Consider the following 25,884-nt stretch of genomic DNA (forward strand, 5'->3'; position numbering starts at 1 on the left):
AGGACAACGTCGTGCAGACGTTGTCTTCGATTTAATGCGTAGAACCGGCTAACACGTTAAGAGCATGCGAGAAGAAGTCGCGCCGACCAAAATTCCCCGATTTAAGCGCTAGCGCCAGCGGCCGCTCGCCCTGAGCAAACAGGGCGGGCACGCCAGGATCGATTTCACTTCCAACCTGCAGCGAATCTAAATTCAACGCGCTGACTACCGCGCCCGAGGTTTCTCCGCCGCCAACCACTAAACGCTGAATACCCGCTTCAAGCACCAGCTTGCGTGCCGTATCGCCAAATAGCCGATCAAGGCGCTGCGAGATGTTGTGTTGGCCAAACTGCTGCTGTGCTTGCTTCACCGTTGCCGGATCGCCTGAGGAATAGATCAGCGGGCAACGGTCCTGATGGGTGAGGATGAAGTCCACGAGATCGTCAGCATCAATACGTTCCGCCATCACATCCTCAATCTCAATGGCCAGCACCGCATGCTGTTTTTGGTGTTCCTCTATTTGTCCGCGCGTCGCACCTGAACAACTGCCAACTAAAATGGCGCTGGAACCTTTAATGGCAGGAAACTTACTGTTATTACCTTGTGCTTTACCGGCGCTGATAAAGTTGTGCGGCAGGGCAAGCGCGATGCCCGATCCACCACTGATCAGCTTCTCATCCGCAGCGGCGATGCCAATCAGCGTTAAATCGTGATCGCTGAGGGCATCCACCACCACCAATTGCGGTTCCTCGTCTGCGCGGGCTTGCAGAATCTCGCGCAATGCATCACTACCTTGCACCACTTGCTGCCAGCCAATGTGGCTGACGCGCGTTTTCGCCTGGCGCGCCAGCAAACGGCGGATATCCGCATCCTTCATTGGCGTCACAGGATGATGCTCCATGCCAGATTCATTCAGCGGACGGTCGTGCACAAACAAATTGCCCTGATAAAGCGTACGGCCCATCTCGGGAAACGCCGGGCAGACAATCACATTGCGCGCCGCTAATCGCTGAGCCAGCGCGTCGAGTACCGGACCAATATTGCCGGCATCAGTCGAGTCGAAGGTCGAGCAATATTTAAACACGATCTGCGCACAGCCTTGCTGCAACAGCCATTCACAGGCAGCCAGCGATTGTTGAACGGCTTCCTGCGCTGGCAGAGAGCGTGATTTCAAAGCAACAACGCCAGCTTCCACCTTTTCCTCGGCAGGCTGTTGCGGTACGCCAAGATACTGTGTCGTGTGCAATCCGCCTTCGCCCAGCAATCCTTTCGACAGCGTAACGGCGATATCGCTGGCACCGGTAAAATCATCGGCGATGACCCCAATCAGCATGATGAGCCTCCAATCGCTAACTGCATTTTTTTCACCGCGGCATGCGGTGCCGTTAACACCGGAATCGAGACTTTCTCACGCACGGCATCGGCGGCGCGCGAGGTGGAGAAGTGCGCCAGCATAATTACATCGCAGTGACTCAACTGCGGCGCGAACTCTGCGACCAGACGATTGTGGCTGGCGACATCGCCTTTACGCAGCAGGTCAATGGCATCCGGAACCAGCACGCTTTCCAGCGTCGCGGATGAGCCAATCTGTTCGGCATAGTGATAAAACTCATCGCACATCGTCACTAATGACGGGCCAAAGGTCGCCAGCATGCCGATACGTTCGCCTTGCTGCAGTGCAGCCTCGAACATCGCTTCATTCGGTTTCAGCACCGGCACCGGCAAAGCCGCAGAGAGTTCATCAATCGCCGGGCCAAAAGCTGAGCAGGTCACCAGAATACCTTGCGCATTCATCGCATAACCGTAGCGGCCAAAAGCAACAAAGCGATCAATCAACTGGCGCGAAAGCTGTTCCTCTTTAGCGCGATCCAGCGTCAAACCATCATCCAGCAAATTCACCACTTCAGCCTCTGGCCAAAGATCGTTAAAGGCTTCCTGAATAGGGGGCATCGCCACCGGCGTGGCATGCAGTAAAACTATGCGTTGGCTCATCATTTTCTCCGACACCAGCGATACACAAGTGAATTACAGCACACCATACCTGAGGCAAAATGAAAATGTAAGGGCTTACATTTGTCTTCATAAGGTGATGCTCGTCACACAAAAAAACTGCGTATCTGTCAGGATAGAAATGAATGCATTCGTCTGAATGCCTATTTTGAAATCGCTTACTTTTAGCTAACCCTGAGAACGCACTATGACCATTCGTGGAGAAACCACCGCTATTAACGTTAACGTGACACCCGAAGCGCAGGTGCGCCCTGCGAATACGGTGCCGCGCCATTTTCGTGATCTGCTGGCGCTGGAAGATTTTGAACGCCATGCGCGTAAGCGGTTGCCGAATATGATTTATCAGTATGTGAAAGGCGGCGTGGAAACCGGCAGAGGACTTGCTGCCGCGCATGAAGCTTATCAGCAATATGTCTTTGTACCGCGTATGTTCCGCGATGTTTCGGGCCGCGATCAGCGGGTGAATTTATTGGGCCATGACTGGGCGCATCCCTTCGGTGTGGCTCCGCTTGGTGGCGCGTCGTTTGTCAGCTATCGCGCGGACTTAATGCTGGCGAAAGCCGCACGGGCCATGAATGTGCCGATGATCCTGAGCGCCTCATCACTGATTCCGCTGGAAGAGGTGATCGCCGCTAATCCGGACGCCTGGTTTCAGGCCTATCTGGCGGGCGATCAACCGCGCATCGATCGATTAGTCGATCGCGTTGAACACGCAGGCTATAAAACGCTGGTGGTGACCGGTGATACGCCGATGCTGGGTAATCGTGAACACAATACCCGCAGCGGCTTCAGCATGCCGATAAAAATCACGCCGAAAGTGATGTGGCAAAGCGCCATGAGTCCGCGCTGGCTGCTGGGCACGGTGGCGCAAACCTTCCTGCGTCATGGTGCGCCGCACTTCGAAAATACCGATGCTGAACGCGGCCCGCCGATGATGTCGAGCAAAGTGCGTAACACCAATGCACGCGACAAACTGAGCTGGAAACACGTTGAAGCGATCCGTAAAAAATGGAAAGGCAATCTGGTGATTAAAGGGCTGATGTCGCCGGATGATGCCTTCATCGCGCGTGATCTTGGTGCCGATGCGGTGATTCTCTCCAACCACGGTGGCCGTCAGCTGGATCACACGGTGCCACCGCTGCATACGCTCGCTGAAATCGCGGCGGCGAAGGGCAATATGAAGGTAATTATTGATAGCGGCATCCGTCGTGGCACCGATGTGATGAAAGCGATGGCGCTGGGCGCGGACTTCGTGTTTCTTGGTCGTCCATTCCTGTATGGCGCGGTGATTGGCGCTCAGGCGGGCGTTGAACATGCCATGCATATCCTGCGGGATGAAATCGATCGTGATTTAGCGCTGATCGGCGTTACACGGCCTGAGCAACTTAATGCTGCGCTGCTGCGTCGCGCTCCCTTTTTCGCACGCGAGGATTAATCATGGCGTTAACGATTTATAGCGCGCTCGCACTGAGCGCGCCGTTTAACACGCTGGTTGCCCAATGGCAGTCGCAACATCCCGATATACCGCTGGCGATACGCTGGCATCCCAGTACCATCATCGAAAAAGAGCTCAACGCCGGCGCCGAAGCGGATGTGGTGATCGCTACGGTTGAGACGCTGGACCGCCTGACACAATCGGGTTTGGCGAATGCGGGCACACGTATTGAACTGGTCGATTCTCCCATCGGAATTGCGGTGCGAGCGGGCGCTGCACAGCCTGATATCAGCAATCGCGAAACGTTGATTCAGACATTGTTAGCCGCGCGTTCGGTGGCCTGGTCAGAAGCCGGAGCCAGCGGTGTCTGGTTCTCGCAATTGTTGAAACAACTCAACATTGATACGGAACTGCGCGCGCGTGGCACGGTGATTCCTGCTGGTTTCACCGCCGAGCAACTGGTGCAGGGCAATGCTGACCTGGCAGTACAGCAGATCAGCGAATTGCTGATGGTGGAGGGCATTGATGTTGTTGGACCGCTGCCAGCGGGTACGCAGCAGGCGATTTCGCTCTCGGCTGCGGTGTTAAGCCGCGCCCAACAACCGGAACGGGCGCAGGCATTCCTTAGCTGGCTGAAAACGCCGTCAGTCACGGACGTGTTCAACCGTTTCGGCATGGACAGGCGCGATTAGCGTTCCTGACGGGGCACCGAGCCGCTGCTGCCGCGGACAATCAACTCGGTACTTATATGCGTCTGCATCTGTGCAGGTAAGTTATTCAGCGTATTTAATAAATAGTGCGCCGCGTGTTCACCAATCGACGCTAAATCCACGCGCATGGTGGTCAGCGGATGCTCAAGATGCTCGGCGTATTCATAGTCATTGAAGCCTACGATGGAGATATCATTCGGAATGCGCAGATAACGCTCGCTCGCCGCGCGCATAGCACCAAACGCCAACAGATCGTTACCGCAGATGATGGCGGTGGGCGGCTGCGGCGCATCGAGTAAACGAAACACCGCTCTACGCGCATCATTCATGGTGAAGGCGTTATCAATTAAATGTGTATTCGGCAGCGTCAATCCATACTGCTGCAGGGCGCGGCGCGTACCGTTCAGACGTTCTGAAATACGATCGTTCGAAGGCGGCGTGCCGACAATCACCGCAAAACGCTGATGGCCTAATCCCAGCAAATGCTGCGCCAGGGTTTCAGCCGCACCCTCGCTGTCATAACCGACACAAGGTCTTTCGCTGTCTTGCGAAAAGGTCTGCACGCAGGCGATATCCTGCTGAATGATGCGCTCCCACAGTTTTGGATGATGGGTATTGCCCACCAGCATCAAACCATCGATACCGTATTCAATCAGCTTATTGACTTCTTTCAGCTCGGTTTCCGGATCGAAATTGGAGTTGGCCAATAGCAGCGTGTAGCCGGCTTCATGAATCAGTTGCTGAAAAGCCGCCAGCGGACGCGAAAAGGTTTCTGTCGCCAGCGTGGGGACCACCGCGCCAATTGTCATGCTGCGGCGTGAGGCGAGGGTGCGCGCGGCGCGGTTAATCACATATCCCAACTCTTCGCAGGCCTTTTCCACCGCTTCACGGCGTGACGCTTTGACCGTGGTGCTGCCGTTCAATACGCGTGAAACCGTCGCCGTTGAAACGCCAGAGAGACGCGCAACATCATCCAGTGATACGCGGCCAGATCCATTTTGCTTCTCACTCATCAAGTCACTCCTGCAGAAAGAGTGAGCTTGCCCACAAAAATTGCAGACAACTCACAATCAATTTTGAAAGCGCTTACTTTTGGCTTGACTGAATTTTGTAATCGCTTACTTTTGACATCATGTTATCAGTTTGGGTGTGCCTGCTCACGTTTTTTTAACAGGTTCGCGAACTGTCACCCCCAAATTTAACCCCAACGCGGGCTGCAGCCGCCCTACGGCTGCAGAACCTCGTTAACCCTATATAAATCATAAAGGAATTCACCATGCGCAGATATCCACGAATTCGCTGGCTGATGATCGTGTTCTGCTTTTTCGCCATCGCAATCAATTACATCGATCGTATCAACCTCGCGATCGCCGCACCGCACATCAAAGCAGATTTAGGCCTCGATGACACCAGCATGGGACTGATTCTGGGCGCCTTCTTCTGGACCTATGCGCTGATGCAAATTCCGGCCGGACGTCTACTCGATCGTCTTGGTGCGCGTGCCGGACTAGCCATCGCCGTCGGCTGGTGGTCGTTGTTTACGGTGTTTACCTCGTTTGGTAAAGGATTCAGTTCTCTTTTTGCGGCGCGCTTAGCATTAGGTCTGGGCGAAGCAGGGGGAAATCCGGGCTGTGTCAAAGTGGTTTACAGCTGGTTCCCGAAAAAACAGCGTGCAACGGCGAGCGGGATCTTTGATGCCGGTCCGCGTGCTGGCAGTGCGCTGGCGCTGCCGCTGGTTGCCTGGCTGATCAGCGTGTGGGATTGGGAAACGTCCTTCATCGTGACTGGCGCGTTGGGACTGATTTGGGTGGTGATTTGGTTAGTCTTCTATCGTGAGCCTGAAGAGATGAAAGGCCTTGATGAAACTGAGCGCCAAAATCTGCTGGAAGATCGTGCTCTGCCCACCACGCAGGCCGACGCCAAAGTTGAACTGTGGTCACTGTTCCGCCATCGCAACGTTTGGGGAATGATGATTGGTTTCTTCTGCATGAACTTCGCTACCTATTTCTTTGTGACCTGGTTCCCAACTTATCTGACTGTGGCACATGGTTTCTCGCTGAAAGAGTTAGGGACGCTGGGTGCGATCCCTGCGCTGATGGGGATTCCGGGAAGTCTGCTTGGCGGGATTGTGTCGGATACCCTTTACCGCAAAGGATTTAGCCTAACGGCGGCGCGTAAAACCTGTCTTATCAGTGGCATGTTGCTCTCCAGCGTGATTGCTTTCGCCGCATTCACCGACAGCATCACCGTGATCCTGACGTTGTTCTCCATCACTTACGCCGGTTTAGCCTTTACCGCCGCCAACATCTGGACGTTGCCAGCCGACGTTGCGCCCGCCAGTAATTATGTGGCCACGCTAGGCGGCATCCAGAATTTTGCCGGTAACCTGGCCGGGATTGTTACGGCTTCCTTCACCGGCTTAATGCTGAGCCTCAGCCACGGTTCATTCGTGGTGCCATTGCTGGTCGCGGGCGGCATCTGTGTGCTGGGTGCGCTGACCTTTATGTTTGTGCTGGGCAAATTGGAGCCATTACCGATCAGTCCCAAATCTGATGCCAACGTCATTGCCACCGCCAATCAATAACAGGAGAAACCACATGCAAAACGAACAGGTCTTGCGAGAAGAGATTTGCCAGGTAGGAGCCGATCTGTTTAACCGCGGCTATACCACCGGCACCGCGGGAAACATCAGCGCTCGGCTGGAAGATGGCTGGCTGATTACGCCAACCGATGCTTGTCTGGGACATCTGGAGCCAGGCCGGATTGCCAAGGTCAATCGCGCGGGTGAATGGGTTTCAGGCGACAAGCCGTCGAAGACTTTGCTGTTACATCGCCAGATTTATGATCGCAACCCGGAGGCGCACGGCGTGGTGCACACCCATTCCACGCATCTGGTGCAACTGACGTTAGCGGGCGTGTGGCAGCGCGACAGCATTTTGCCGCCGCTGACGCCGTATCAGGTGATGAAAGTCGGGCGGATTCCGTTAATCGACTATCGCCGCCCAGGCCATGCCGATGTGGCTGCGCAGGTGGCTGAACTGGCCAATGACGTGCGAGGCGTGATGCTGGAGAGACTAGGCCCGGTGATGTGGGGCAAATCCGTTTCAGCGGTAAGCTTTGCCCTTGAAGAGCTGGAAGAAACCGCGCGCCTTTGGCTGAACTGCGTGGATAAGCCCGCCGCGCTGCCAGAACAAGCCGTATTGGAGCTGTGCGAACACTTTAATACGCGCTGGTAACACCCGCATTGTTCCCTACAAAAACGAGATCCAAGATGAAAAAGACGGTAATAGCCGCAGGCATGATGCTTTTTGCATCAACGGTATTGGCGCAGGAGAAATCCTTTGTCTACGTATCCAACGGCGACAGCGGCACGGTGACGGCCTACGAGCTGCAAAAGGCGCAGCGCCAGCTGAAACCGATTGGCGAATACCCCAGCGGCCTGAAAAGTATGCCGATGGTGGTATCGCAGGATAACAAGACACTTTATGTCTCCGTTCGCAGTAAGCCTTACCATGTTTCGGCCTGGCATATTCAACCTGACGGCTCGCTGCAGCATTTTGCGGATACACCGCTGCCAGAGGCGATGGCGTATGTCGCGCTGGATAAGAGCGGGAAATTCCTGCTTTCATCTTCTTACGGCGGCGATCTGTTTAGCATCAATCGCATTGCCGCGGATGGCAAAGTTGAGAGTGCGCCGGTGCAGGTGGTGCATACCGGAAAGCGTGCACATTCCATTCAGACCGATCCCAGCAACCAGTTTCTCTATGTACCGCTGCTGGGCGCCGATCAGCTGCTGCAGTACCGTTTCGATAGCCACAGCGGAACCGTCACGGCGAACACGCCAGCGTTTGTGAATATCCAACGCGAGTCGGCAACCGGACCGCGTCATTTCACCTTTGCACCGCAGCGGGATGAGAAGGGTGAGCTGAATCTCTATTTGCTGACCGAAATGGCCGGCAACATCTCCCGCCTGACGCTGAGTAAAGATGGCACCCTGACGGAACATGAAGCGACACCGTCACTCGATCCGGCCATTGCCGCCAACATGCAGCGTGGTGAGGCGCGACCACTGACCGGCGATGATGATTTGCCAAAATCCGCCAAACCGCGTTTATGGCAAGCCGATATTCATATCACGCCGAATGGACGTTTCCTTTATTCTACCGAACGCACCAGCAGTCATATTACTGCATTTCATGTTTCACCGAACGATGGTCGATTGACGTTGATTAATAGCACGCCCACAGAAGCTCAGCCGCGTGGATTTGCTATTGATAATTCCGGGCGCTATTTAATTGAATCGGGTCAGAAGTCGACACAAATTTCGCTCTATTCCATAGATCAAACCACTGGCAAACTGACATTAATTGAGCGCGTCCCCACCGGCAAGGGCGCTAATTGGGTCACTATCGTTGAGTAAATTTCTGCTCTACTTAATTCATTCGTAAGAAAAGGAGTGTTTATGTCGACTATTCGCAAAACATTATTCAGCACATTATTGTGCTCGACGCTGTTAAGCGCAGGATTACCGACACAAGCGGCTGAAAAAGGGGTTGCCACCGATCTGGAACCACTGCACCACGTCATTCTGGAAAATAAATACGTCACGGTGATGCGCGTATTAATTCAACCTGGACAATCGACGCTATTTCATGAGCAGCATCTGGATTATGTTAATACGCACATTGAAGGGAGTCCGGTCAAAATAGAGTATCCCGACAAGCCGGTAAACATGACCGAAATGAAAAGCGGCAATGTTAAATTCGGTGAGCATCAAGGGAAATCGGATACGGATAAGGTTACCAATACCGGAAATAACGTCAATCATCAGGTGGCGTTCGAAATTAACATTCCAGGCCCGCAACATTTCGGTAACGCTTCCCGGCCTGCCAATGCCGCATTTAGTCAGGTGCTGGATAAGAAAACCGTCAGAGGCTGGAAGGTCACGCTCAAGCCTGGCGCCAGTACAGGCGAATATACGCAACACGGGCCTGGCGTGCGCGTGTTCTTTACCGAAGGGCGGGTACTGATTGCCGATCAAACTCATACCAATCGGGTAAAAGAAGTTTGGGTACATCCCGGCGATGCCTTTTTAACCGAGCCAGGTAAAGTCGATATAACGGCCGCAAGTGGAGAAAATATCATCTTCAATGATTATGAATTGTTATAGCACTGTTTGTATTTTGTGAATTGACGTTGTCTGATAATGTGCACTTCTGTGGGTTGCCACAGAAGTGCATTATTGTTTTTACCATACTAATAATTATTTACCGGAAGCAATTACAATGAAAGCAAGAAAGGTGAGACAGTGTTGTCTGCCTTTCGCGTTGAGCATTCTGATGTCTGCCACATTTTCAGCTCACGCTGAAGATGCGGCTGAGTCTGCGGCTCTTATTGCGAAAGGCAAGTATTTGGCTATTGCTGCGGACTGTGGAGCTTGCCATACCGCACCGAATCAGGGCAGGGAAATGTCGGGTGGCTATATTATCTCCTCGCCGTTGGGGAATATTGTTGCCAGTAATATCACGCCATCAAAAACCGCCGGCATTGGCGATTATAGCGAACAAGATTTTGTTAAAGCCGTGCGAAGTGGCATTAATAAACAGGGGCAGCATCTTTATCCGGCGATGCCTTACACCTCATACGCGAAAATTTCTGATGCCGATATGCATGCTCTGTATGTTTATTTTATGCACGGTGTAAAAGCAGACGATAATGTACCGCCAGCAACGGATTTGCCTTTCCCGTTTAATATTCGTTCAAGTATGTTCTTCTGGAATATGCTGTTTGCCGATAATAAACCGTTTATTCCGGCAAACGATAAATCGGATGTGGTTAATCGCGGTGATTATCTGGTGAATGCATTGGCGCACTGCGATACCTGCCATACGCCACGTAATGCGCTGATGGGGCAAAACAATGCTCAGGCACTCAGCGGTGGCAGCCTGGGCAGTTGGTATGCGCCGAATATCACTCCCGATCAACAAGCCGGCATTGGCAACTGGAGCGATGCGCAGATCGCGCAATATCTCAAAACGGGTCATGTTGCAGGCAAAGCGCAGGCAGCAGGTCCGATGGCGGAAGCGGTCGAGCATAGCTTACAGCATCTGTCTGATGACGATATCAATGCGATAGTGGCTTATCTGCGGCAGATCCCCGCAGTGACTCAGGCCACCCATTCGCCACGCGACGCGCTTGGCAAACCCGCAACAGATGAAGCGGCGCTGCGCGCGGTTAAAAATCCTGATGCGGGCTGGCAGGTTTACGCCAGCTCTTGCGCTAACTGCCATCAGGCGGATGGTGCGGGCAATCACTTCTATCCTTCGCTGTTCCATAACACCGCCACCGGCGCACCGCAGGCCGATAACCTGATTGCCACCATTGTCTATGGCGTACATCGGCAGGTTGATGGCAAAGATGTAGTAATGCCCGCTTTCGGCCCGGATGGATTATTTACCGATCGACTGAGCGATCGGCAAATTGCCGACGTCAGCAACTACGTGCTTAAAAACTTTGGTAATGCTCAGCTGAACGTAACGCCTGAACAGGTGAAAACCGTGCGTGAAGGCGGCGAGCGTCCATTGATTGCACGCCTGGCGCAGCCTGCTGTATGGGGCGGTGGCGCGGTAGTTATCATTATTTTACTGGTGCTGCTGGTTTCAATTTCGCGCAAGGGGAAAAAACATGGCGCATAACCTTTCCCGACGTCGTTTGCTGCAAGGCATGGGCATTTTGTCACTCGGCGCGATGTGTAATTCCCTGTTCCCGGCGCGCGCGCTGGCTGCAGATCAGCTGGCTGAAAATGGTTTTCTGACCGTTTCGCAGTTCCTGGTGAGTCGCCCGGTCGGCCCGATTTTGGGGCAGCGCTATTTCGATGCCTTAAATCGCCATAATGCCGACTTCACACACCGGCTTAGCAGCCTGCAGGCATTGTTGCAGCAGCATAATTTTGCTCATGTCGACGAATTTCTTGCCGCATTTGGGGCCGATAATTCTGATTGGCAAACGGCAAAACGCATCATTTCTGCGTGGTACACCGGCGTGGTCGGTGACGGCAGCGATCTGGAGTTGATCGCGTATGCCGATGCGATGATGTACCTGCCCACCAAAGATATTCTGGTGGTCCCAACCTATGGCGGCGGGCCGTTCTACTGGGCAGTAACGCAAGATGGCAAAGTGGCAACCACAGGAGAAGGCGCATGAGTGCACAAAAAGTCGATGCCGATGTGATCATCATTGGCTCGGGCGTGATGGGCGGGTTGATCGCCTGCCAGATGGCGAAAGCGGGTAAATCGGTGATCATCCTCGAGGCGGGCCCGCGCGTTTCTCGCCAGGAAATCGTCGAACGTTTTCGAAATTCCCCATTCAAGATGTCGTTAACCAACATCAAATTACAGGGCGTGGGTTCGCCTTATCCCAATCCGCCGCATATTCCGTCCACCTACGGTGACTATTTGCAGCAGGTTGGGCCGGTTAAATATCCCACCAAATACCTGCGCGTTGTCGGTGGCACAACCTGGCATTTTGGCTCTGCGCTGTGGCGCATGATCCCCAACGATTTCAAACTTAACACCCTTTATGGTCGTGGCCGCGACTGGCCTTTTGGTTACGACGAGCTGGAGTCGTGGTATGGCAAAGCCGAGCATGAGTTGGGCGTTTCGGGTGTCGATGGACAAGATGAAAGTGGGCAGGGCGGCAAAGCTTGGCCACCGCGATCTACGCCATTCCCGATGCCGGGTTTGCCAACCAGTTATCTGTTTGATCGCCTCACCGAGATGCTGGGTAAAGGCGGTTATAACCCGGTACTGGAACCGAACGGTCGCGCGACTAAGCCGTGGGGCAAGCGCCCGATGTGTGGCGGCAATAATAACTGCAATCCGGTTTGCCCAATCGCCGCCAAATATGATGGTTCGATGCATATTGATGAAGCGGAACGTTTGGGAGCAAAGCTGCTGGATAACGCGGTGGTCTACCGTATTGAAGCGGCGGATGACGGCAAAATCACCGGCATTTGGTATAAAAAGCCGGATGGTTCCGAGCACCATTTAACCGCCGACTACTTTGTGCTGGCGGCCTACGGTATCGAATCGCCCAAGCTACTGTTGATGTCGACGTCGGAGAAATATCCCAACGGCATCGCCAACTCTTCCGATCAGGTTGGCCGCAATTTGATGGGCCACACCGGCATCAGTATGAACGTGATGATGTCGGAAGATGTGTGGCCAGGTCAGGGGCCAACCGAATTGCTGGTGTATCTGAACAACCGCGATGGCGCCTTCCGCAAGGATTTCCCCAGCTACAAGATCAAAGTGCGTAACACGGTGCCAACCGCTGATTACGCTGCATCGCTGATTGAGAAAGGCGTGCTGGGCTCCAAACTGGATGCTGAGATCCGCCGCCAGTCGGCGCGCTCGCTGAACTTTGCTATCGATTTTGAAACCTTGCCGCTGTCGGAAAACCGCGTTACGCCGAGCAAGACGAAAAAAGATGCGATTGGTATTCCTTTGCCGGAAATTTACTACAGCGTGACGGATTACTGGCATGCCGGGAAAGAAGCGGGCATCAAAGATTTTCACAAGTTTGCAGAGTTGCTGAATGCGGAAATATTGTCGATCGATACTAAGTTTCAGGATCGCCAGCACATCATGGGCACCACCATTATGGGCGATGACCCGCATAATTCGGTGGTAGATCGCGATTGCCGCACGCACGATCATCCCAATATGTGGATTGCCGGAACCAGTGTGATGCCGTCGGCGTCATGCATGAACCCCACATTAACCGGTGCGGCGTTGAGCTTGCGTTTGGCTGAGCATATGTTGCAGACCATGAAGTCGGAAGTAGCAGGTTAGGTGAGAATCGGTCGCCATAAATGGCGACCCTTCGTTGGAGCGGTGCGCATTGATGCGCACCGCTCCAAACAATCACTTTTTATTCGAAATCAACGTGCCTTTCAGGCCGTGCGGCTCGGAGCGCAGATACTGCGGTGGCGCTTTAGCCTGCGCGCCCAATTCAGCGGCGGCATGCCACGGCCAGCGCGGGTCGTAAAGTACTGCGCGCGCCAGCGCGATCAAATCTGCGTCACCTACCTGCAATGCTTGTTCTGCCTGCTTTGGTTCGGTAATCAAGCCTACGCCAATCACCGGAATCTTTACCTGTTTGCGGATGTCGCGTGCAAAAGGCAATTGATAACCGGGACCGACCGTGATTTTCTGCTGCGGTGACAAGCCACCGCTGGAGACGTGCACGTAATCGCTGCCCGCCGCTTCGAGTTGCTGGCTGAAGACAATCGACTGCTCAACATCCCAGCCACCGTCAACCCAATCCGTTGCCGAGAGGCGCACACCCACCGCCACTGAATCTGGCACGGCGCTGCGCACCGCATGGAACACTTCCAGAGGGAAGCGCAGACGATTCTCCAGCGAGCCACCGTACTCATCCTCACGCTGGTTACTCAGTGGAGACAGGAACTGATGCAGCAAATAGCCGTGCGCGGCATGCAGTTCAATCAACTGGATACCGAGTTTGGACGCACGCTGCGCGCTGTCAACGAAGGCCTGTTTCAGGCGCTCAAGATCCTGTTTAGTTAACGCCACCGGTGCGCGATCTTCAGGATTAAAGGCTTGCGCGGATGGCGCAACGGTTTGCCAGCCGCCTTGCTCCAGCGACAGCTGATTGCCGCCCAGCCACGGCGCGGCGCAGGACGCTTTGCGTCCGGCGTGACCGAGTTGAATACCAAAGGGAATGTCAGAATAGTGGCGGATATCTTGCAGAACGCTGGCTAAAGCCGCTTCTGTTGCATCGTCCCACAAGCCTAAATCGCCCGGAGAAATACGTCCGGCGGCTTCCACTGCTGTCGCCTCGATGATCAGCAAACCGGCGCCGGAAAGCGCCAGTTGCCCGAGATGAATGCGGTGCCAGGCGCTGGCTTTGCCATCCTCCGCAGAGTATTGGCACATCGGCGCGATCACGATGCGATTATCGAGCGTTAACTTACCCAGTTGCGTTGCACTAAACAGTAAACTCATTGAAACCTCATCTTCAGTGGCTGAATGGCTTTAAGCTTAGGGCTAAAAGCGCATTTTGCAGAGGCCTATGAGTTTGAATGTTGTAGCAAAAAGTAAGTTAAGCGGAATGTGCCGCTGCGACACATTACAAGGCAGGGATCCTATTGAATGTTAATAAATCATCATTTCAAGACTTAAAAAGATAAAATATTAGCACTTCAATTTAAAACGCCGCCGATCGCCAGCCGCGCGCTTTATCATTGCCGGTGCGCACCGCCAGTGAATGCGCTGCACGTTGCGAACGCGCCATTACCTCTTTTTGATTGAGCTGGGTAAACTCCCCGGCTCGCAGCAGATAAGCGCCATCAACAAACACATCGCTGACCTCGTGGCCGAGCGCCGAGTAGACCAGCGATGAAACCGGATGATGGATCGGCGTCATCGCCGGATGCGAGGTATCAACGATCACCACATCGGCGCGTTTGCCGACTTCCAGCGAACCCACCAGATGTTCAAGTCCAATTGCCCGCGCACCGTCGATGGTGGCCATCTCCAGCACTTTTTCCGCCGTCATAATGGTGGGATCGCGGTGCACGCCTTTTTGCAGCAGCGCCGCCACTTTCATCGCCTGAAAAAGATTGTGATTGTTGCTGCTGGCCGGGCCGTCTGAACCCAAACCAACGGTTAGGCCGGCAGCCAGCATCTCGGGAATAGGCGGCACGCCGGAAGCGAGGTAGAGATTGCTGCAGGGATTGTGCGACACGCGCGTGTCATGATGTTTGAGTGCGCGGATGTCGCGCGAATTGCACTGCACGCAATGCACCGCCAGCACGTCCGGGCCGAGGAAGCCGATATCGCTGAGGAATTCGGTATCGCTGGCCTGAAAACGCAGCTTCGCCTGCTCGATCTCAAAATCGGTTTCCGCCACATGCGTAGTGATCAGCACGCCGGTTTCATCCGCCAGCTGGCGCGTGCCGCGCAGTACTTTCTCATCCAGCGCCCAAATCATGCTCGGTGCCAGACCGACTTTTACCCGGCCATCGACCTGATGATAACGATCGATTACCGCGCGCGCATCGGCCAGCGCCTGTTCAGGCGTTTCGATCAGTTCGGCAGGAATGCCATGCTCAGCGCCGCTGGTGAGAAAACCGCGACACACATGACCGCGAATGCCGCTGACTTCAAAGGCCTCGATCACTTTGGCGGTTAATCCTGGACGCGGATGCGCGTACATAAAATCGACCAGCGACGTGACGCCCGAACGCAGTGATTCCATGCAGCCGTGCAGCGCGGCGGCGTAAACATCCTCTTCGGTCAACGCCACGGCGCTGGGTCCGGTCATGCAGGTGAACCACTTTTTCAGCACCATGTCATCGCCGAGACCTTTCAGCAGCGTCTGAAACAGATGCGTATGCGTGTTCACCATGCCCGGCATAATAATGCGTTCGCGGCAGTCGATAATTTCCGCTTCCGGATAGCGCTGCTGCAAAGCGTCGCGCGTGCCGATGGCGCGAATGGTCTTATCTTCAATCAGCAAACTGGCCTGTTCCAGAATCTCGCGTTGCGGATTCATGGTGATCATCCAGCCGTCAGCCAGCAGATAACTCATGAGGCGTTCTCCAGTTGCTGCTGTAATTCAGCGGCATTAACCACAAAACCAAAGCATTGCTGCACGTTATACAGCGTGGCATCGCGGCAATAAGCCGGCGAGGTGGTGGCGCTGCAATCTTCCAGCAGCAGACAGTCGTAACCGCGAAAGTTGGCATCCTGTAAGGTGCAAAGCACGCACTGATCGACGTTAACACCGGCAAACAGCAGCGTGGTGACGTTGAGATTGCGCAGAATGCTGTCGAGTTCGCTGTCCTGAAAACCGGACATGCGGTATTTGTTGACGCGAATGTCATTGGCATCCGGCGTCAGTTCGTCCACTACTTCCGCCGCCCAGCTGCCGGCCTGCAACACCGGCGCGCCGGAAACCGGCAGCGGATCGCCTAATCCCACGCCATCACCGTTCGGGTTATAGACGTGCAGCAGCGCAGGGCTGAGATTGAGTTTATCAGCGCGATTGCCCCAGTTAAGCCAAATCACCGGTACCTGAGCGGCGCGCAGCGTCGGCAGCAAGGCTTGCAGCGGTGCAATCGGCGCGCGCGCAGGCGTGACATCGACGCCGATATGCCCGAGCCAGCCTTCGGCATGACAAAAGTCGTTCTGCATATCAATTACCAGGATTGCCGTGCGCTGCAGATCAAAAATCACTGAACGTTCACGCGATGTAAGCTGCACGCTGCGCGACGCCTGCGTTGGACGCCGCGTATCAACCACTTGCGCTGAAACGCGCCATTGATTGTGTCGACTGCTGCCTAAAACGTTCTCCGGCATATCAGGCTCCCGTTAATACGCGAATATCTTCTGCATCGAGCGTGACAGGGTCACCGCTGCGAATCAGTTCGGAGAAGCCTTCATTCGGCGTCATCACCGTCAGCGTATAGAGTTTGCTGCTGCCGGTGTTACGAATGGCGTGATCGTTACCCGGATGCAGCAGTAGGGAATCGCCTTTCCTTATCTCAAGTTCATCATCGTTGCAGCGCGCCACGCCTTCGCCGTGCAGCACATAGAAGAACTCGTGCGCGGTGGCGTGTTCATTCGGTGGCGTAGCGCCGCCGACGTTGAAGATCTCCACCACGAAAATGTTCTCAATGCCGTCTAACGGCTTGTCGAACAAGATGGCGAAATAGTTGCTGCTGTCCGCACTGATACGGAACGCCTTAACATCCGCAAGATAGTTGAAACGAAACGATTTCATACGTTATTCCTTTCGATAAGGCTGCGTTAACGCGCCGGGTTGCAATGTGCGTCCCACCACGCCGGACATCGCCAGAATAGTGAGCAAGTAAGGCAGCGCCAGCAGCACCTGCGGCGGCAGCGTGTTTTCAAACAGCTGCAGTGAGAGTTGCAGGGCATCTGCAGCGCCAAAGATAAAAGCGGCGACCAGCGCTTTAAGCGGGCTCCAGCGACCAAAGATGACAATCGCCAACGCAATAAAACCTTGCCCGCTGACGATGTTGTCGCGGAACAGGCCGATCTGCGCGGTGACCAGATAACTGCCCGCCAATCCAGCGCCCACGCAGGAGAACAGCACGCCCCACGTGCGGATCTTCAACACGTTGAGCCCGGCGGCATGCGCCGCGCGCGGGTTTTCGCCCACCGCGCGCAGCGACAGGCCAAAGCGGGTATGAAACAGACCAAAGTGCGCCAGCACCGCCAGCAGCAAAGTGAGATAGAGCGGCAGCGGCTGCTGGAACAGAATCGGGCCAATAAAAGGCAGCGAAGAGAGCAGCGGCACATGCCAGGGTTCGAGCATTGGGATGGTAGGTGAGGATGCATTGCCCATCACCAGCGCGTAAATCCAGGTGGCTAATCCCGCTGCCAATATATTGAAGACGATGCCCACCACAATCTGGCTGGCATGGGCGCGCAGGTAGAGCGCCGCCAGCACGCAGCCAACCAGCAGTCCGCCGACGCCACCGGCGATAAAGCCCAGCGCGGTCGATCCGCTCTCAACCGCCGTCATGTAGCTGGAAAGCGCGCCCAGCAGAATAGTGCCTTCAATACCGATATTCAGTACGCCGGAGCGTTCGGCATAGATTTCGCCCAGCGCCGCCAGTAATACCGGACCGGCAAGGCGCACCGCGGCGGCCAGCCAGCTAACGAAAAAGGCAGTATCGAGATTCATCCACAGATTCATGATTGTTCCTCCGCCAGTTGGCTGCGCGATTTACGCCCGCCGGGCAGGTTGATGCGGTAATAGCGCAGCAGATCGCCCGCCAGAATCAATAACACCACCAGACTTTGCAGAATCAGCACCACCGAAGTGGGCAAGCCGGTTTGGCGCTGCATGGCGCTACCGCCCACTTCCAGCCCGCCGTAGAGAATGGCGGTTGGGATCACCAGCAGCGGATTGAGGCGTGCCAGCAAAGCCACCACCACGCCGATAAAGCCGACGCCGCCGGAAATGCCTTCCATCAGGCGATGTTGCACGCCTAATACCGCGCACAATCCCGCCAGCGCCGCCAATCCTCCGCCGAGCAGCACCGCGCCCATTTGGCGGCGATTGACATCCACGCCGCTGTAGCGCGCCGCGCGGGGATTCAGCCCGGCAATTTTGATTTCGAAACCGGCGGGCGTGGCACGCATCAGCCAGAAGACAAACAGCGTGGCGACTAGCGCGATGGCGATGCCCCAATGTGCGCGCATGCCGTTCATCACAAACGGCAGCCAGCTCTCCACCGGCAAACGTGGCGTCTGCGGCAGATCGCCCGGCGCGCGCATTGGGCCGGAAACCAGATACTGCACCATGAAGAGCGCCACATAGTTAGCCATCAGCGAAATCAGCACATCGTTGCCGCCAAATTTTACCCGTAACGCGCCAACCCAACCGGCCCAAATCGCACCCGCGAGGAAGGCGGCGATCAGCACCATCGGCCAGTAGAGAGGCGCGGGAATCGCCCACGGAAAGCCCTGCGGCGTACCCGACAGCGCGATCCAACTGGCCGCCGCGGCACCCAGCAGAAAACAGCCTTCAAAGCCGATATAACCGAGCCCGGCGCGCCACACCACGATGGTTGCCAGCGCGATCAGCATCAGCGGCGTGGATTGCACCAGGCTGAGACCGAAGCTGCGTAGCGAGCCAAAAGCGGCATCAAACAGGAAGCCATAAGCCGAGAGCGGATTGCCGCCAAACGGGATAAACAGCAAGCCGGCAATGATGAAAGCGGCAAGGATGCCGCAAAAACTGGTTAACATCAGTGCGCCGCTGGATTCGGCGGGCGCCAGACGTCGCTCAAGCAGCTTCTTCATGATTGCCTCCGGTTTTTTCCAGGTGCGCGCCCGCCATCAGTTCGCCGAGGCGTTCTGGCGTGGCGTCGGCGGCGTCCATTTCTCCGGCAATCTGGCCGCTGTACATCACCGCGATGCGATCGGAGAGATTGATGATCTCCTCCAGCTCGGCGGAGATCATCAGAATGGCGCAACCGCGATCGCGCGCCGCCATCACACCCTGCCACACGCTCTCAATCGCGCCGACATCCAGCCCGCGCGTGGGCTGTTCAACCACTAATAAGCACGGATTGCTGGCGACTTCGCGCCCGAGAATCAACTTTTGCAGGTTACCGCCGGAGAGTTTTCCGGCTTCGAAATCGGCATCCGGCGTGCGTACCGCAAAGCGGGCGATGATGTCGCGCGCATGCTGGCTAATGCGCTGGCGATCCAGCATCCAGCCGCCCGCGCGGGTGAAGGTGCGCTGGCGGCCAAGCATGGCGTTATCGGTAATCGATAAATCGGTCACCGAACCGACGCCACGCCGATCCGCCGGAATAAAACTGATGCCTTTATGGCGGCGCGTAGCGGGGGAATCGTCGCTGATGTCTTCGCCATTCAGCAGAATGCGGCCGGCTTCCAGTTCACGCAGGTTGAGCAGCGCTTCCGCCAGCTCCGATTGGCCGTTGCCTTCCACACCAGCAATGCCGAGGATTTCGCCAGCAGCGACGTTGAGCGAAACGCGCCAGATTTTTTGCTGGCCGCTGGCATCACGCACCGCAATGCTATCCACCTGCAACACGGTTTTGCCCGGCTGGCACGGCGTTTTCTCCACGCGCAGCACCACATCGCGCCCAACCATGCGGCGTGCCAGATCGCGCTCCGAAGTGTCTTTAATATCCACCGAATCCACCATTTTGCCGCCGCGCATCACCGAAACGTGATGGGCAATCGCCATGATTTCATACAGTTTGTGAGTGACAATCACTACCGAACGGCCTTCTGCGCACAGTGATTTCAGTGTGGCGAATAGGCCGGCTTTCTCCTGCGGCGTCAGCACCGCCGTCGGTTCGTCGAGAATCAGCACCTGCGCATCACGGTACAACAGCTTGAGGATCTCCACACGTTGCTGCACGCCAATCGGCAAATGCTGCACTTTCGCCCAGGGATCGATCGCCAGCCCGTGTTTATCCGACAGCGCCTGCAAACGCGCCGCCGCCGCGCGCAGATCAAGTACGCCGCTAGCGCCTTCTTTCAATCCCAGCACCACGTTTTCCACCACGCTCATCGGCTGCACCAGCATGAATTCCTGATGCACCATGCCAATGCCGCAGGCGATAGCATCGCTGGGATCGCGAAAACGCTGCGCCTGGCCATCCACCTCAATGCTGCCTTCATCGGCCTGATACAGGCCGTAAAGGATTTGCATCAGCGTGCTTTTTCCCGCGCCGTTTTCCCCCAGCAGCGCGTGGATTTCGCCGGCTTTAATGCTGAGCGACACGTCATCATTGGCCACCACGCGCGCAAAGCGTTTGGTGATGTTATTCAGCGCGACGCGGATATTTGCTATTGCTGTCATGATGGTTAAACCACTGGCTTCAGCGCGCCGCTATCAAGCTGCTGCCAGATCTGCTGGAAGCTCGCCCACGCGCTGGCGCTCACCAGTTTGGCGTTGTAATGTTCGCTGCCATTGACCACCGACCAGGCTTTGCCAACGGTGGGGTGCCATTCGTCGCCGCCTTTAAAGGTTTTATTCGCCACCGACTCGCCAACCTGTTCCACCATCCAGTCGAGGTTCTGGCGGAAGCTGCAGGCAACATAATCTGGCGCGACATCACGCTGATCGACATAGCAGCCGATAGCTTTGACTTTCGCCGCTGCCGCGCCTTGCATCGCGCCGAGGCCGGTGACGTCTGCGGCATGCCAAATCACATCCGCGCCGTTGCCAATCATGGTGGTGGCAGCTTCACGGCCTTTGGCGGCGTTGTCGTAATCGCCGGTCACCACGCCCATGCCTTTGATGCCCGGACGGGTTTTCTCAGCGGCCTGAATAAAGGCGCGCATCATTGCCTGCTGCGTGGGATTATCGCCGCCGCCCACAAAGCCAACCGCTTTGCCTTTTTCGGAGATGAGCGCCGCCAGCGCACCGGCGGCATAGGCGCCTTGCAGATAGGCGAGGTTAACGTATTCCACGTTGCCCGGTGATTTTTCGCCTGGCTTGAAGGTGGACGCGAAGAAGTAGGTATCAGGATATTCCGGCGCGATTTCGGCAAACGCCGAGCCGTATTCAAAGCTGTGGCCAATGATCAGCGTGTAACCCTCATCGGCGTAGCCACGAATGGTTTGATCCATCTGCGCCTGCGACACGCTTTCGCTGTGCGCCACGCTGAAACCGGCTTTTTGCAGGCTCTGCAATCCGGCATACGCCAGCGAACTCCAGCCGCCATCGGCAACCGAGCCGGGCAACAGCAGGGCGATTTTTATGGTGTTATTCGCCGCCATCGCTTTGCGCGACAACATCGGTGCCAGCGCGGGTAACAACAGTGCGCCAGCCACTAACTTCGCAAACTTTCTGCGGGATACGTCTGCCATCATGTGTTCTCCTGGTGTGGTTTTGATGTATTAATCACCGGAAGAGCATTATCTTAAAAGCATCATTTTTAGCACTTACCGATGCCTAAAAGGCAACGCAGGGGGAATATGCTGCAACATCGTTTGTTTGTGTATATCGATCAGGTGGCGCGCAGTGGTTCGATTCGCAAAGCGGCTGAACGGCTACACATTTCGGCGTCGGCGATTAACCGCCAGCTGATTGCGCTGGAAGAGGAGCTGGGCACGCCGCTGTTTCAGCGTTTGCCGCGCAAAATGATCCTTACCGCCGCTGGTGAAGCGCTGATTCATCATGTGCGGCAGAGCTTTAAAGAGATTGAAATCGCGCAGATGAAAATCGAAGAGCTGAAAGGGCTGCGGCGCGGCGAAGTGACGGTGGCGATGATGAGTGGATTAGCGGCAAACCTGATTCCGCGCGTGGCAGCGGAGTTTCGTCGCGCCAATCCGCGCGTGAAATTACTGCTGCAACAGCTTACCACCGGCGAGAACATCACTAACGCGGTGGCAAGCGGCGAGGCCGATTTGGGCATTGGTTTTGATTTCGACTTGCAGCCGGTGCATCGCAATATTGCCAGCGTGCCGGTGCGATTGGGAGCAGTGGTGGGCGCGGGCCATCCGCTGGCGGAAAAATCCAGCTTGCGTTTGAGTGATTGCTTGCCGTATCCGGTGGTGATCGCCGACAAATCGATGGTGATTCGGCCGTACCTGAATGAAGTGTTCGCGCGCGCCTCGATCAATCTGCAGCCGGTAATTGAAACTAACTCGATCGAGGTGATGCGCCAGTCGGCGATGATGGATCAAACGCTGACGTTTCTCACGCCGATTGATATTGAATCAGACCAGCGCAGCGGGCGGTTGATCTATATCCCGGTGCGTGAACTGGCGCAGCATACGCAAACGCTGATGTTGATCGGCCACGATCGCGGCACCAGCGCGATTGGTAGCGTGTTCGCCGAAACCATTAAAGGGATGATGTCGGAATTGCGTTGATCGTAGGGTGCGCATTAATGCGCACCTGGTCACCATAAATGGCGACCCTACGAGAACGCGGTGCGATCGGTGAGGAATTGAATATCGAAATTATGGACTTCGCGTGCCAGCTTTAATAAAGCATGCGCGGCACGATCGGTGGCAATCGCACCGCGTTCAGCATCCGCCACTGCGGCGTTGCCGGTGGCACCAGATAGGTGCAGATCCTGCGCCATCCAGCCAAAACCAATGCCGCCTTCCGGGGTTAAAATACCGCCAGTCGCTTCAAGCGCCACCGAAGTGGAAACGAAATCATCTGCGTGCTGCATCTGCACCAGTTCAGGGTGCAAATGCAGCATCATGCTAGTTTCTGATTCACCGCCGTGAATGCCGTGATTGAGTTCATGCGCGCTGTAGAGATCGGATGCATCAATGGTGCGGAACCAGCTGGCGCTGACGGCAAACATGCCCAGTTCGATGCGCAGCTGGCGACAGACGATCTCCATCAGTTGCGGCTGTCCGCCGTGCGAGTTCCAGAAAATCAGCTTACGAATTCCGGCGCGCCAGGCGCTTTTCGCCACCTCGAACCACACTTTGCCTAACACGTCATACGGCAGCGAAAGGGTGCCGGGATAGGCGAGATGTTCATCTGACTTACCAATCGGCAGCGCGGGCAGCACCAGCAGCGGAAGATCGTCGGTCAACATTTCCACCGCACGTTGAATAATGCCGGCATTGATCGCCGCATCCACACGCACCGGCAGATGCGGGCCATGTTGTTCTACTGCGCCAATCGGCAGCACGGCGACGATATTGGCCATATCCAGTTCACTGAATTCCCGGGTTGAGAGATCCCACCACCAGGGCGAAGACGGTTTGAGCATGTTTACCTCCATTTTTAACTCCAACATAGCGAGTTGATAGTGCAATGGAAGCAACAAAATTAGCACTTTGCGTTGCTTTTTAGGCATTGGTAAGAAGGAGGTCGCCAGGAATGGCGACCCTACGCAGCGGTGTTACTTCTGATTCTTGCTGGTGAATTCCTGGTAATTCTCTTTGGTCACCGTTTGATATGGCACCCAGTTGTAGGCTTCGGTCTTTTTACCGCTCAGCATGTCGTAAGCCACATCGACTGCGCCGGTTGCCTGACCTTTCGCATCCTGGAAAATCGTCACTGCCATTTTACCGTTCTTAATAAACTGCAAACCATCTGGCGTGCCGTCAATGCCAGCGACTAATACATTGCTTTTCTTCAACTGATCGAGCGCCATAATCGCACCGATCGCCATTTCATCGTTGTTCGCGATGATGGCGTTGATGTCATTCCCATCCTGCAACCATGACAGGGTTTTATCGACCGCTTCGTTGCGCTGCCAGTTGGCGCTCTGTTTCTGGATCACTTTCAGGCCGGGATGATCCTTCACATAATCTTCAACCGCTTTGGTGCGCTGACGTGCTTCTTCGGTGGAGAGGGCGCCCATCAGAATGGCGATATTTCCTTTGTTATCCAGACGTTTGGCTAACGCTTCGATCTCCATCTTGCCGCTTAACGCTGAGTCGGAACCGACGTAGGCCATTTTGCCGGTCAGTTTCACTTCGGGTTTACGGTTCACGAAGATCAGCGGGATATTGGCTTTCTGCGCAGCAGCGATCACCGGCATCACGCCTTGCGTATCCACCGGGTTGATGATGATCGCGTCGGCACCCTGATTGATGAAATCATCCACCTGCTGGATTTGCAGGGACACATCGCCTTTGGCATCGGCAAACTGGCTGTTAAGTCCTTTGTCTTTAAGCTGCTTTTCCATCTGGCTACGCAGGATGGAAACGAAATTGAGATCGAGATTAGCCAGAGCGACGCCAACCATGTAGGTTTTCGCCTGGGCAGTGAACACACTGAGCAAACCGCAGATAAGCATTACTACTTTGAATAATTGCATTTTTTTATCTCTGTAGGGGAGGTTTCTATTATTTTGCATCCGGGTGCAAAATCAACGGGATTTCTCTCGCTGATTGACATCATGTTCAGACGGACAACGCAATGTGCTGTCTCCACTCTCTGGCACGGTTGAAAAATAGTCAACGCAGCAAAAAGCGATTTCATCACCACGATCACAAAATCATCACGATTTGCACCCGAGTGCATTACAAAAATGCAACCGGGTGCAAAGTTTGCAAAAATCGCCTCTTGTTTACCTGAGGAATCGCTCTATGCTCGCTTATTGCCAGCTAATTTGCGGAAGGGAGCCGATGACGAGAACAGTAAAAAAAGCCACGGCCAGCGATGTGGCGCTTCTTGCCGGCGTATCGAAATGGACGGTATCGCGCGCGTTTATGCCCGGCGCTTCAATCTCTGAGAAGGCGCGCGAGAAGGTGATGCGCATCGCTAAAGAGCTGGGATATCGGCCCAATTTGCTGGCGCGCAGCCTGGTGAAGAAGAAGACGCATATTATTGGCGTGGTGATCGACGAGCTGAAAAACCCGCATACGCTGATGATTCTCAATGAAGCCACGCAGCAGCTGCAACGTCGCGGCTATATGGCGTTGATCCTCAACATCACCGACGGCGAGCCGTATCGATCGGTAATGACGCAGGCGGATCAGTTGCAGATTGACGGCATTTTGTTTCTCGGTACGGTGTTATCGGCGCAGCTGATTACGCTGGTGGAGGATATGTACAACATCCCGCTGGTGCAGTTGTGCCGCAATACGCATGCGCAGGGCATCGATGTGGTAGCAATTGATGGTTATGCCGCTGGCAAACAGATCGCCGAGCTGTTGCTGGCGCAGGGCGCGCGACGTTTTGGTTTTATGCAAGGTCCGGATACTCCGACATCTCATCTGCTGCGCAAAGAGGGATTTGAAGCGACGCTGCAACAAGCGGGCTGTCAGATTGATTTGCTGCTTAAAGCCGGCAGTTACGATCGTGCACGCAGCTGGCAAGCGATGAGCGATTATCTGCATCAGCCGGATGCGCCAGTGATTGATGCGCTATTCTGCGAAAACGATGTGCTGGCGCTCGGCGCGATGGAAGCGATGCGCGCTGCGCCGACCAGGCCGAAAATTGCGGTGGTGGGGTTCGATGATATCGAAGAAGGCAGCGCGGCAGGCTGCCAGCTCACCACATTTAGTCAGCGTATTGATCTGCTGATCGCCGAAGCGTTAAACCGCCTGATTGATGGCCGCGAAAGTGCGGATGAGCGTTGGCGGCAGGGCGAAATGCGCGTGCGGCGTTCGCATTTGAGGTCGCCATAAATGGCGACCCTACAAAGGATTGGCCCGTTTATTGTAGGGTGCGCATTCATGCGCACCTGCATACATAAGAAAACAAATGCTTAACTAAGCGGCA

Annotated in this window: 24 protein-coding genes; 11 read left to right on the forward strand and 13 right to left on the reverse strand. The window is 55.3% G+C overall.

The annotated features are described in order from the left end of the window. Positions 1-31: 31 nt before the first annotated feature. Both otnK and K5Y32_RS09735 read right to left on the reverse strand, forming a co-directional pair. The gene (gene otnK, locus K5Y32_RS09730; protein ID WP_222183247.1) at positions 32-1,312 is read right to left on the reverse strand and encodes a 3-oxo-tetronate kinase; all 1,281 of its coding nucleotides are present in this window, start codon (positions 1,310-1,312) and stop codon (positions 32-34) included. Beyond that, on the reverse strand, positions 1,306-1,971 hold the full coding sequence (locus K5Y32_RS09735) for an aspartate/glutamate racemase family protein (protein WP_110866925.1): 666 nt from the start codon (positions 1,969-1,971) through the stop codon (positions 1,306-1,308). The genes otnK and K5Y32_RS09735 overlap by 7 nt, the downstream gene beginning before the upstream one ends. 205 nt (positions 1,972-2,176) lie before the next feature. Between K5Y32_RS09735 and K5Y32_RS09740 the strand changes: the two genes are divergently transcribed. Together K5Y32_RS09740 and K5Y32_RS09745 are read left to right on the forward strand one after the other, a co-directional pair. After that, positions 2,177-3,424 carry an alpha-hydroxy acid oxidase gene (locus K5Y32_RS09740; protein WP_008106273.1) on the forward strand — a complete coding sequence of 416 codons (1,248 nt, stop codon included), beginning with the start codon at positions 2,177-2,179 and terminating at the stop codon, positions 3,422-3,424. Positions 3,425-3,426: 2 nt separating this feature from the next. Further along, positions 3,427-4,116 carry a substrate-binding domain-containing protein gene (locus K5Y32_RS09745; RefSeq protein ID WP_222183250.1) on the forward strand — a complete coding sequence of 230 codons (690 nt, stop codon included), beginning with the start codon at positions 3,427-3,429 and terminating at the stop codon, positions 4,114-4,116. Here K5Y32_RS09745 and K5Y32_RS09750 read toward each other — a convergent pair. Beyond that, the gene (locus K5Y32_RS09750; RefSeq protein WP_222183252.1) at positions 4,113-5,147 is read right to left on the reverse strand and encodes a LacI family DNA-binding transcriptional regulator; all 1,035 of its coding nucleotides are present in this window, start codon (positions 5,145-5,147) and stop codon (positions 4,113-4,115) included. The two genes, K5Y32_RS09745 and K5Y32_RS09750, sit on opposite strands and share 4 nt — an antisense overlap. A 263-nt stretch (positions 5,148-5,410) precedes the next feature. Here K5Y32_RS09750 and K5Y32_RS09755 point away from each other — a divergent pair, with 263 nt between their 5' ends. The 7 genes from K5Y32_RS09755 to K5Y32_RS09785 all read left to right on the forward strand — a co-directional run bounded on the left by K5Y32_RS09755 (position 5,411) and on the right by K5Y32_RS09785 (position 12,986). Next, positions 5,411-6,718, forward strand: coding sequence for an MFS transporter (locus tag K5Y32_RS09755; RefSeq protein ID WP_222183254.1), 1,308 nt, complete (start codon positions 5,411-5,413; stop codon positions 6,716-6,718). Between the two features lie 13 nt (positions 6,719-6,731). Continuing rightward, positions 6,732-7,370 (forward strand): aldolase, encoded by a 639-nt coding sequence (locus K5Y32_RS09760; RefSeq protein ID WP_101761469.1) that lies wholly within the window; start codon positions 6,732-6,734, stop codon positions 7,368-7,370. A gap of 35 nt (positions 7,371-7,405) precedes the next feature. Then, on the forward strand, positions 7,406-8,554 hold the full coding sequence (locus K5Y32_RS09765) for a beta-propeller fold lactonase family protein (RefSeq protein ID WP_222183256.1): 1,149 nt from the start codon (positions 7,406-7,408) through the stop codon (positions 8,552-8,554). A gap of 42 nt (positions 8,555-8,596) precedes the next feature. Beyond that, a complete protein-coding gene (locus tag K5Y32_RS09770) occupies positions 8,597-9,304 on the forward strand; it encodes a hypothetical protein (RefSeq protein ID WP_061719467.1) in 708 nt (235 codons plus the stop codon). Between the two features lie 115 nt (positions 9,305-9,419). After that, on the forward strand, positions 9,420-10,829 hold the full coding sequence (locus tag K5Y32_RS09775; RefSeq protein ID WP_222183258.1) for a cytochrome c: 1,410 nt from the start codon (positions 9,420-9,422) through the stop codon (positions 10,827-10,829). Further along, positions 10,819-11,337 (forward strand): sorbitol dehydrogenase family protein, encoded by a 519-nt coding sequence (locus K5Y32_RS09780; RefSeq protein WP_222183260.1) that lies wholly within the window; start codon positions 10,819-10,821, stop codon positions 11,335-11,337. Before K5Y32_RS09775 ends, K5Y32_RS09780 begins: the two co-directional genes overlap by 11 nt. After that, positions 11,334-12,986, forward strand: a complete 1,653-nt coding sequence (locus K5Y32_RS09785; protein ID WP_222183262.1) for a GMC family oxidoreductase — start codon at positions 11,334-11,336, stop codon at positions 12,984-12,986. The genes K5Y32_RS09780 and K5Y32_RS09785 overlap by 4 nt, the downstream gene beginning before the upstream one ends. 72 nt (positions 12,987-13,058) lie before the next feature. Here the strand turns inward: K5Y32_RS09785 and K5Y32_RS09790 are convergent, their stop codons facing one another. The 8 genes from K5Y32_RS09790 to K5Y32_RS09825 form a co-directional block, all read right to left on the reverse strand. Continuing rightward, positions 13,059-14,162 (reverse strand): NADH:flavin oxidoreductase/NADH oxidase, encoded by a 1,104-nt coding sequence (locus tag K5Y32_RS09790; RefSeq protein WP_222183264.1) that lies wholly within the window; start codon positions 14,160-14,162, stop codon positions 13,059-13,061. A 202-nt stretch (positions 14,163-14,364) separates the two neighbouring features. Next, the gene (locus tag K5Y32_RS09795) at positions 14,365-15,750 is read right to left on the reverse strand and encodes an amidohydrolase family protein (RefSeq protein WP_222183266.1); all 1,386 of its coding nucleotides are present in this window, start codon (positions 15,748-15,750) and stop codon (positions 14,365-14,367) included. After that, positions 15,747-16,520, reverse strand: a complete 774-nt coding sequence (locus K5Y32_RS09800; RefSeq protein WP_222183268.1) for a cysteine hydrolase family protein — start codon at positions 16,518-16,520, stop codon at positions 15,747-15,749. Before K5Y32_RS09800 ends, K5Y32_RS09795 begins: the two co-directional genes overlap by 4 nt. Before the next feature lies 1 nt (position 16,521). Continuing rightward, the gene (locus K5Y32_RS09805) at positions 16,522-16,944 is read right to left on the reverse strand and encodes a cupin domain-containing protein (protein ID WP_222183270.1); all 423 of its coding nucleotides are present in this window, start codon (positions 16,942-16,944) and stop codon (positions 16,522-16,524) included. A gap of 3 nt (positions 16,945-16,947) precedes the next feature. Further along, positions 16,948-17,886: an ABC transporter permease gene (locus tag K5Y32_RS09810; protein WP_210080321.1), complete on the reverse strand. Its 939-nt coding sequence runs from the start codon at positions 17,884-17,886 to the stop codon at positions 16,948-16,950. Then, positions 17,883-18,998 carry an ABC transporter permease gene (locus tag K5Y32_RS09815; protein ID WP_222183272.1) on the reverse strand — a complete coding sequence of 372 codons (1,116 nt, stop codon included), beginning with the start codon at positions 18,996-18,998 and terminating at the stop codon, positions 17,883-17,885. The genes K5Y32_RS09810 and K5Y32_RS09815 overlap by 4 nt, the downstream gene beginning before the upstream one ends. Further along, positions 18,982-20,535, reverse strand: a complete 1,554-nt coding sequence (locus K5Y32_RS09820; protein ID WP_222183274.1) for an ABC transporter ATP-binding protein — start codon at positions 20,533-20,535, stop codon at positions 18,982-18,984. The genes K5Y32_RS09815 and K5Y32_RS09820 overlap by 17 nt, the downstream gene beginning before the upstream one ends. A gap of 5 nt (positions 20,536-20,540) precedes the next feature. Next, positions 20,541-21,551, reverse strand: a complete 1,011-nt coding sequence (locus K5Y32_RS09825) for a BMP family protein (protein ID WP_222183276.1) — start codon at positions 21,549-21,551, stop codon at positions 20,541-20,543. A 105-nt stretch (positions 21,552-21,656) separates the two neighbouring features. Between K5Y32_RS09825 and K5Y32_RS09830 the strand changes: the two genes are divergently transcribed. Continuing rightward, complete coding sequence (locus tag K5Y32_RS09830) at positions 21,657-22,556, forward strand: LysR family transcriptional regulator (protein WP_176971989.1); 900 nt, start codon at positions 21,657-21,659, stop codon at positions 22,554-22,556. A gap of 47 nt (positions 22,557-22,603) precedes the next feature. Here the strand turns inward: K5Y32_RS09830 and K5Y32_RS09835 are convergent, their stop codons facing one another. Further along, complete coding sequence (locus tag K5Y32_RS09835) at positions 22,604-23,419, reverse strand: creatininase family protein (protein WP_222183278.1); 816 nt, start codon at positions 23,417-23,419, stop codon at positions 22,604-22,606. Positions 23,420-23,551: 132 nt separating this feature from the next. After that, entirely contained in the window at positions 23,552-24,475 is a 924-nt protein-coding gene (locus K5Y32_RS09840; protein WP_222183280.1) for a substrate-binding domain-containing protein, read from the reverse strand. Positions 24,476-24,785: 310 nt separating this feature from the next. Between K5Y32_RS09840 and K5Y32_RS09845 the strand changes: the two genes are divergently transcribed. Beyond that, positions 24,786-25,790, forward strand: coding sequence for a LacI family DNA-binding transcriptional regulator (locus tag K5Y32_RS09845; protein WP_222183289.1), 1,005 nt, complete (start codon positions 24,786-24,788; stop codon positions 25,788-25,790). Positions 25,791-25,884 lie beyond the last annotated feature (94 nt).

The sequence above is a fragment of the Pantoea sp. DY-15 genome, assembly GCF_019795935.1.
Taxonomy (GTDB): domain Bacteria; phylum Pseudomonadota; class Gammaproteobacteria; order Enterobacterales; family Enterobacteriaceae; genus Pantoea; species Pantoea leporis.

Excerpts from the sequence above, each read along its gene's own strand:
- K5Y32_RS09805 (WP_222183270.1), bottom strand. The coding sequence starts at position 16,944 with ATGAAATCGTTTCGTTTCAACTATCTTGCGGATGTTAAGGCGTTCCGT.
- K5Y32_RS09830 (WP_176971989.1), top strand. The coding sequence starts at position 21,657 with ATGCTGCAACATCGTTTGTTTGTGTATATCGATCAGGTGGCGCGCAGT.
- otnK (WP_222183247.1), bottom strand. The coding sequence starts at position 1,312 with ATGCTGATTGGGGTCATCGCCGATGATTTTACCGGTGCCAGCGATATC.
- K5Y32_RS09785 (WP_222183262.1), top strand. The coding sequence starts at position 11,334 with ATGAGTGCACAAAAAGTCGATGCCGATGTGATCATCATTGGCTCGGGC.
- K5Y32_RS09740 (WP_008106273.1), top strand. The coding sequence starts at position 2,177 with ATGACCATTCGTGGAGAAACCACCGCTATTAACGTTAACGTGACACCC.
- K5Y32_RS09835 (WP_222183278.1), bottom strand. The coding sequence starts at position 23,419 with ATGCTCAAACCGTCTTCGCCCTGGTGGTGGGATCTCTCAACCCGGGAA.
- K5Y32_RS09795 (WP_222183266.1), bottom strand. The coding sequence starts at position 15,750 with ATGAGTTATCTGCTGGCTGACGGCTGGATGATCACCATGAATCCGCAA.
- K5Y32_RS09770 (WP_061719467.1), top strand. The coding sequence starts at position 8,597 with ATGTCGACTATTCGCAAAACATTATTCAGCACATTATTGTGCTCGACG.
- K5Y32_RS09840 (WP_222183280.1), bottom strand. The coding sequence starts at position 24,475 with ATGCAATTATTCAAAGTAGTAATGCTTATCTGCGGTTTGCTCAGTGTG.
- K5Y32_RS09735 (WP_110866925.1), bottom strand. The coding sequence starts at position 1,971 with ATGAGCCAACGCATAGTTTTACTGCATGCCACGCCGGTGGCGATGCCC.
- K5Y32_RS09800 (WP_222183268.1), bottom strand. The coding sequence starts at position 16,520 with ATGCCGGAGAACGTTTTAGGCAGCAGTCGACACAATCAATGGCGCGTT.
- K5Y32_RS09775 (WP_222183258.1), top strand. The coding sequence starts at position 9,420 with ATGAAAGCAAGAAAGGTGAGACAGTGTTGTCTGCCTTTCGCGTTGAGC.
- K5Y32_RS09750 (WP_222183252.1), bottom strand. The coding sequence starts at position 5,147 with ATGAGTGAGAAGCAAAATGGATCTGGCCGCGTATCACTGGATGATGTT.
- K5Y32_RS09820 (WP_222183274.1), bottom strand. The coding sequence starts at position 20,535 with ATGACAGCAATAGCAAATATCCGCGTCGCGCTGAATAACATCACCAAA.
- K5Y32_RS09845 (WP_222183289.1), top strand. The coding sequence starts at position 24,786 with ATGACGAGAACAGTAAAAAAAGCCACGGCCAGCGATGTGGCGCTTCTT.
- K5Y32_RS09745 (WP_222183250.1), top strand. The coding sequence starts at position 3,427 with ATGGCGTTAACGATTTATAGCGCGCTCGCACTGAGCGCGCCGTTTAAC.
- K5Y32_RS09760 (WP_101761469.1), top strand. The coding sequence starts at position 6,732 with ATGCAAAACGAACAGGTCTTGCGAGAAGAGATTTGCCAGGTAGGAGCC.
- K5Y32_RS09755 (WP_222183254.1), top strand. The coding sequence starts at position 5,411 with ATGCGCAGATATCCACGAATTCGCTGGCTGATGATCGTGTTCTGCTTT.
- K5Y32_RS09765 (WP_222183256.1), top strand. The coding sequence starts at position 7,406 with ATGAAAAAGACGGTAATAGCCGCAGGCATGATGCTTTTTGCATCAACG.
- K5Y32_RS09815 (WP_222183272.1), bottom strand. The coding sequence starts at position 18,998 with ATGAAGAAGCTGCTTGAGCGACGTCTGGCGCCCGCCGAATCCAGCGGC.
- K5Y32_RS09790 (WP_222183264.1), bottom strand. The coding sequence starts at position 14,162 with ATGAGTTTACTGTTTAGTGCAACGCAACTGGGTAAGTTAACGCTCGAT.
- K5Y32_RS09825 (WP_222183276.1), bottom strand. The coding sequence starts at position 21,551 with ATGATGGCAGACGTATCCCGCAGAAAGTTTGCGAAGTTAGTGGCTGGC.
- K5Y32_RS09810 (WP_210080321.1), bottom strand. The coding sequence starts at position 17,886 with ATGAATCTGTGGATGAATCTCGATACTGCCTTTTTCGTTAGCTGGCTG.
- K5Y32_RS09780 (WP_222183260.1), top strand. The coding sequence starts at position 10,819 with ATGGCGCATAACCTTTCCCGACGTCGTTTGCTGCAAGGCATGGGCATT.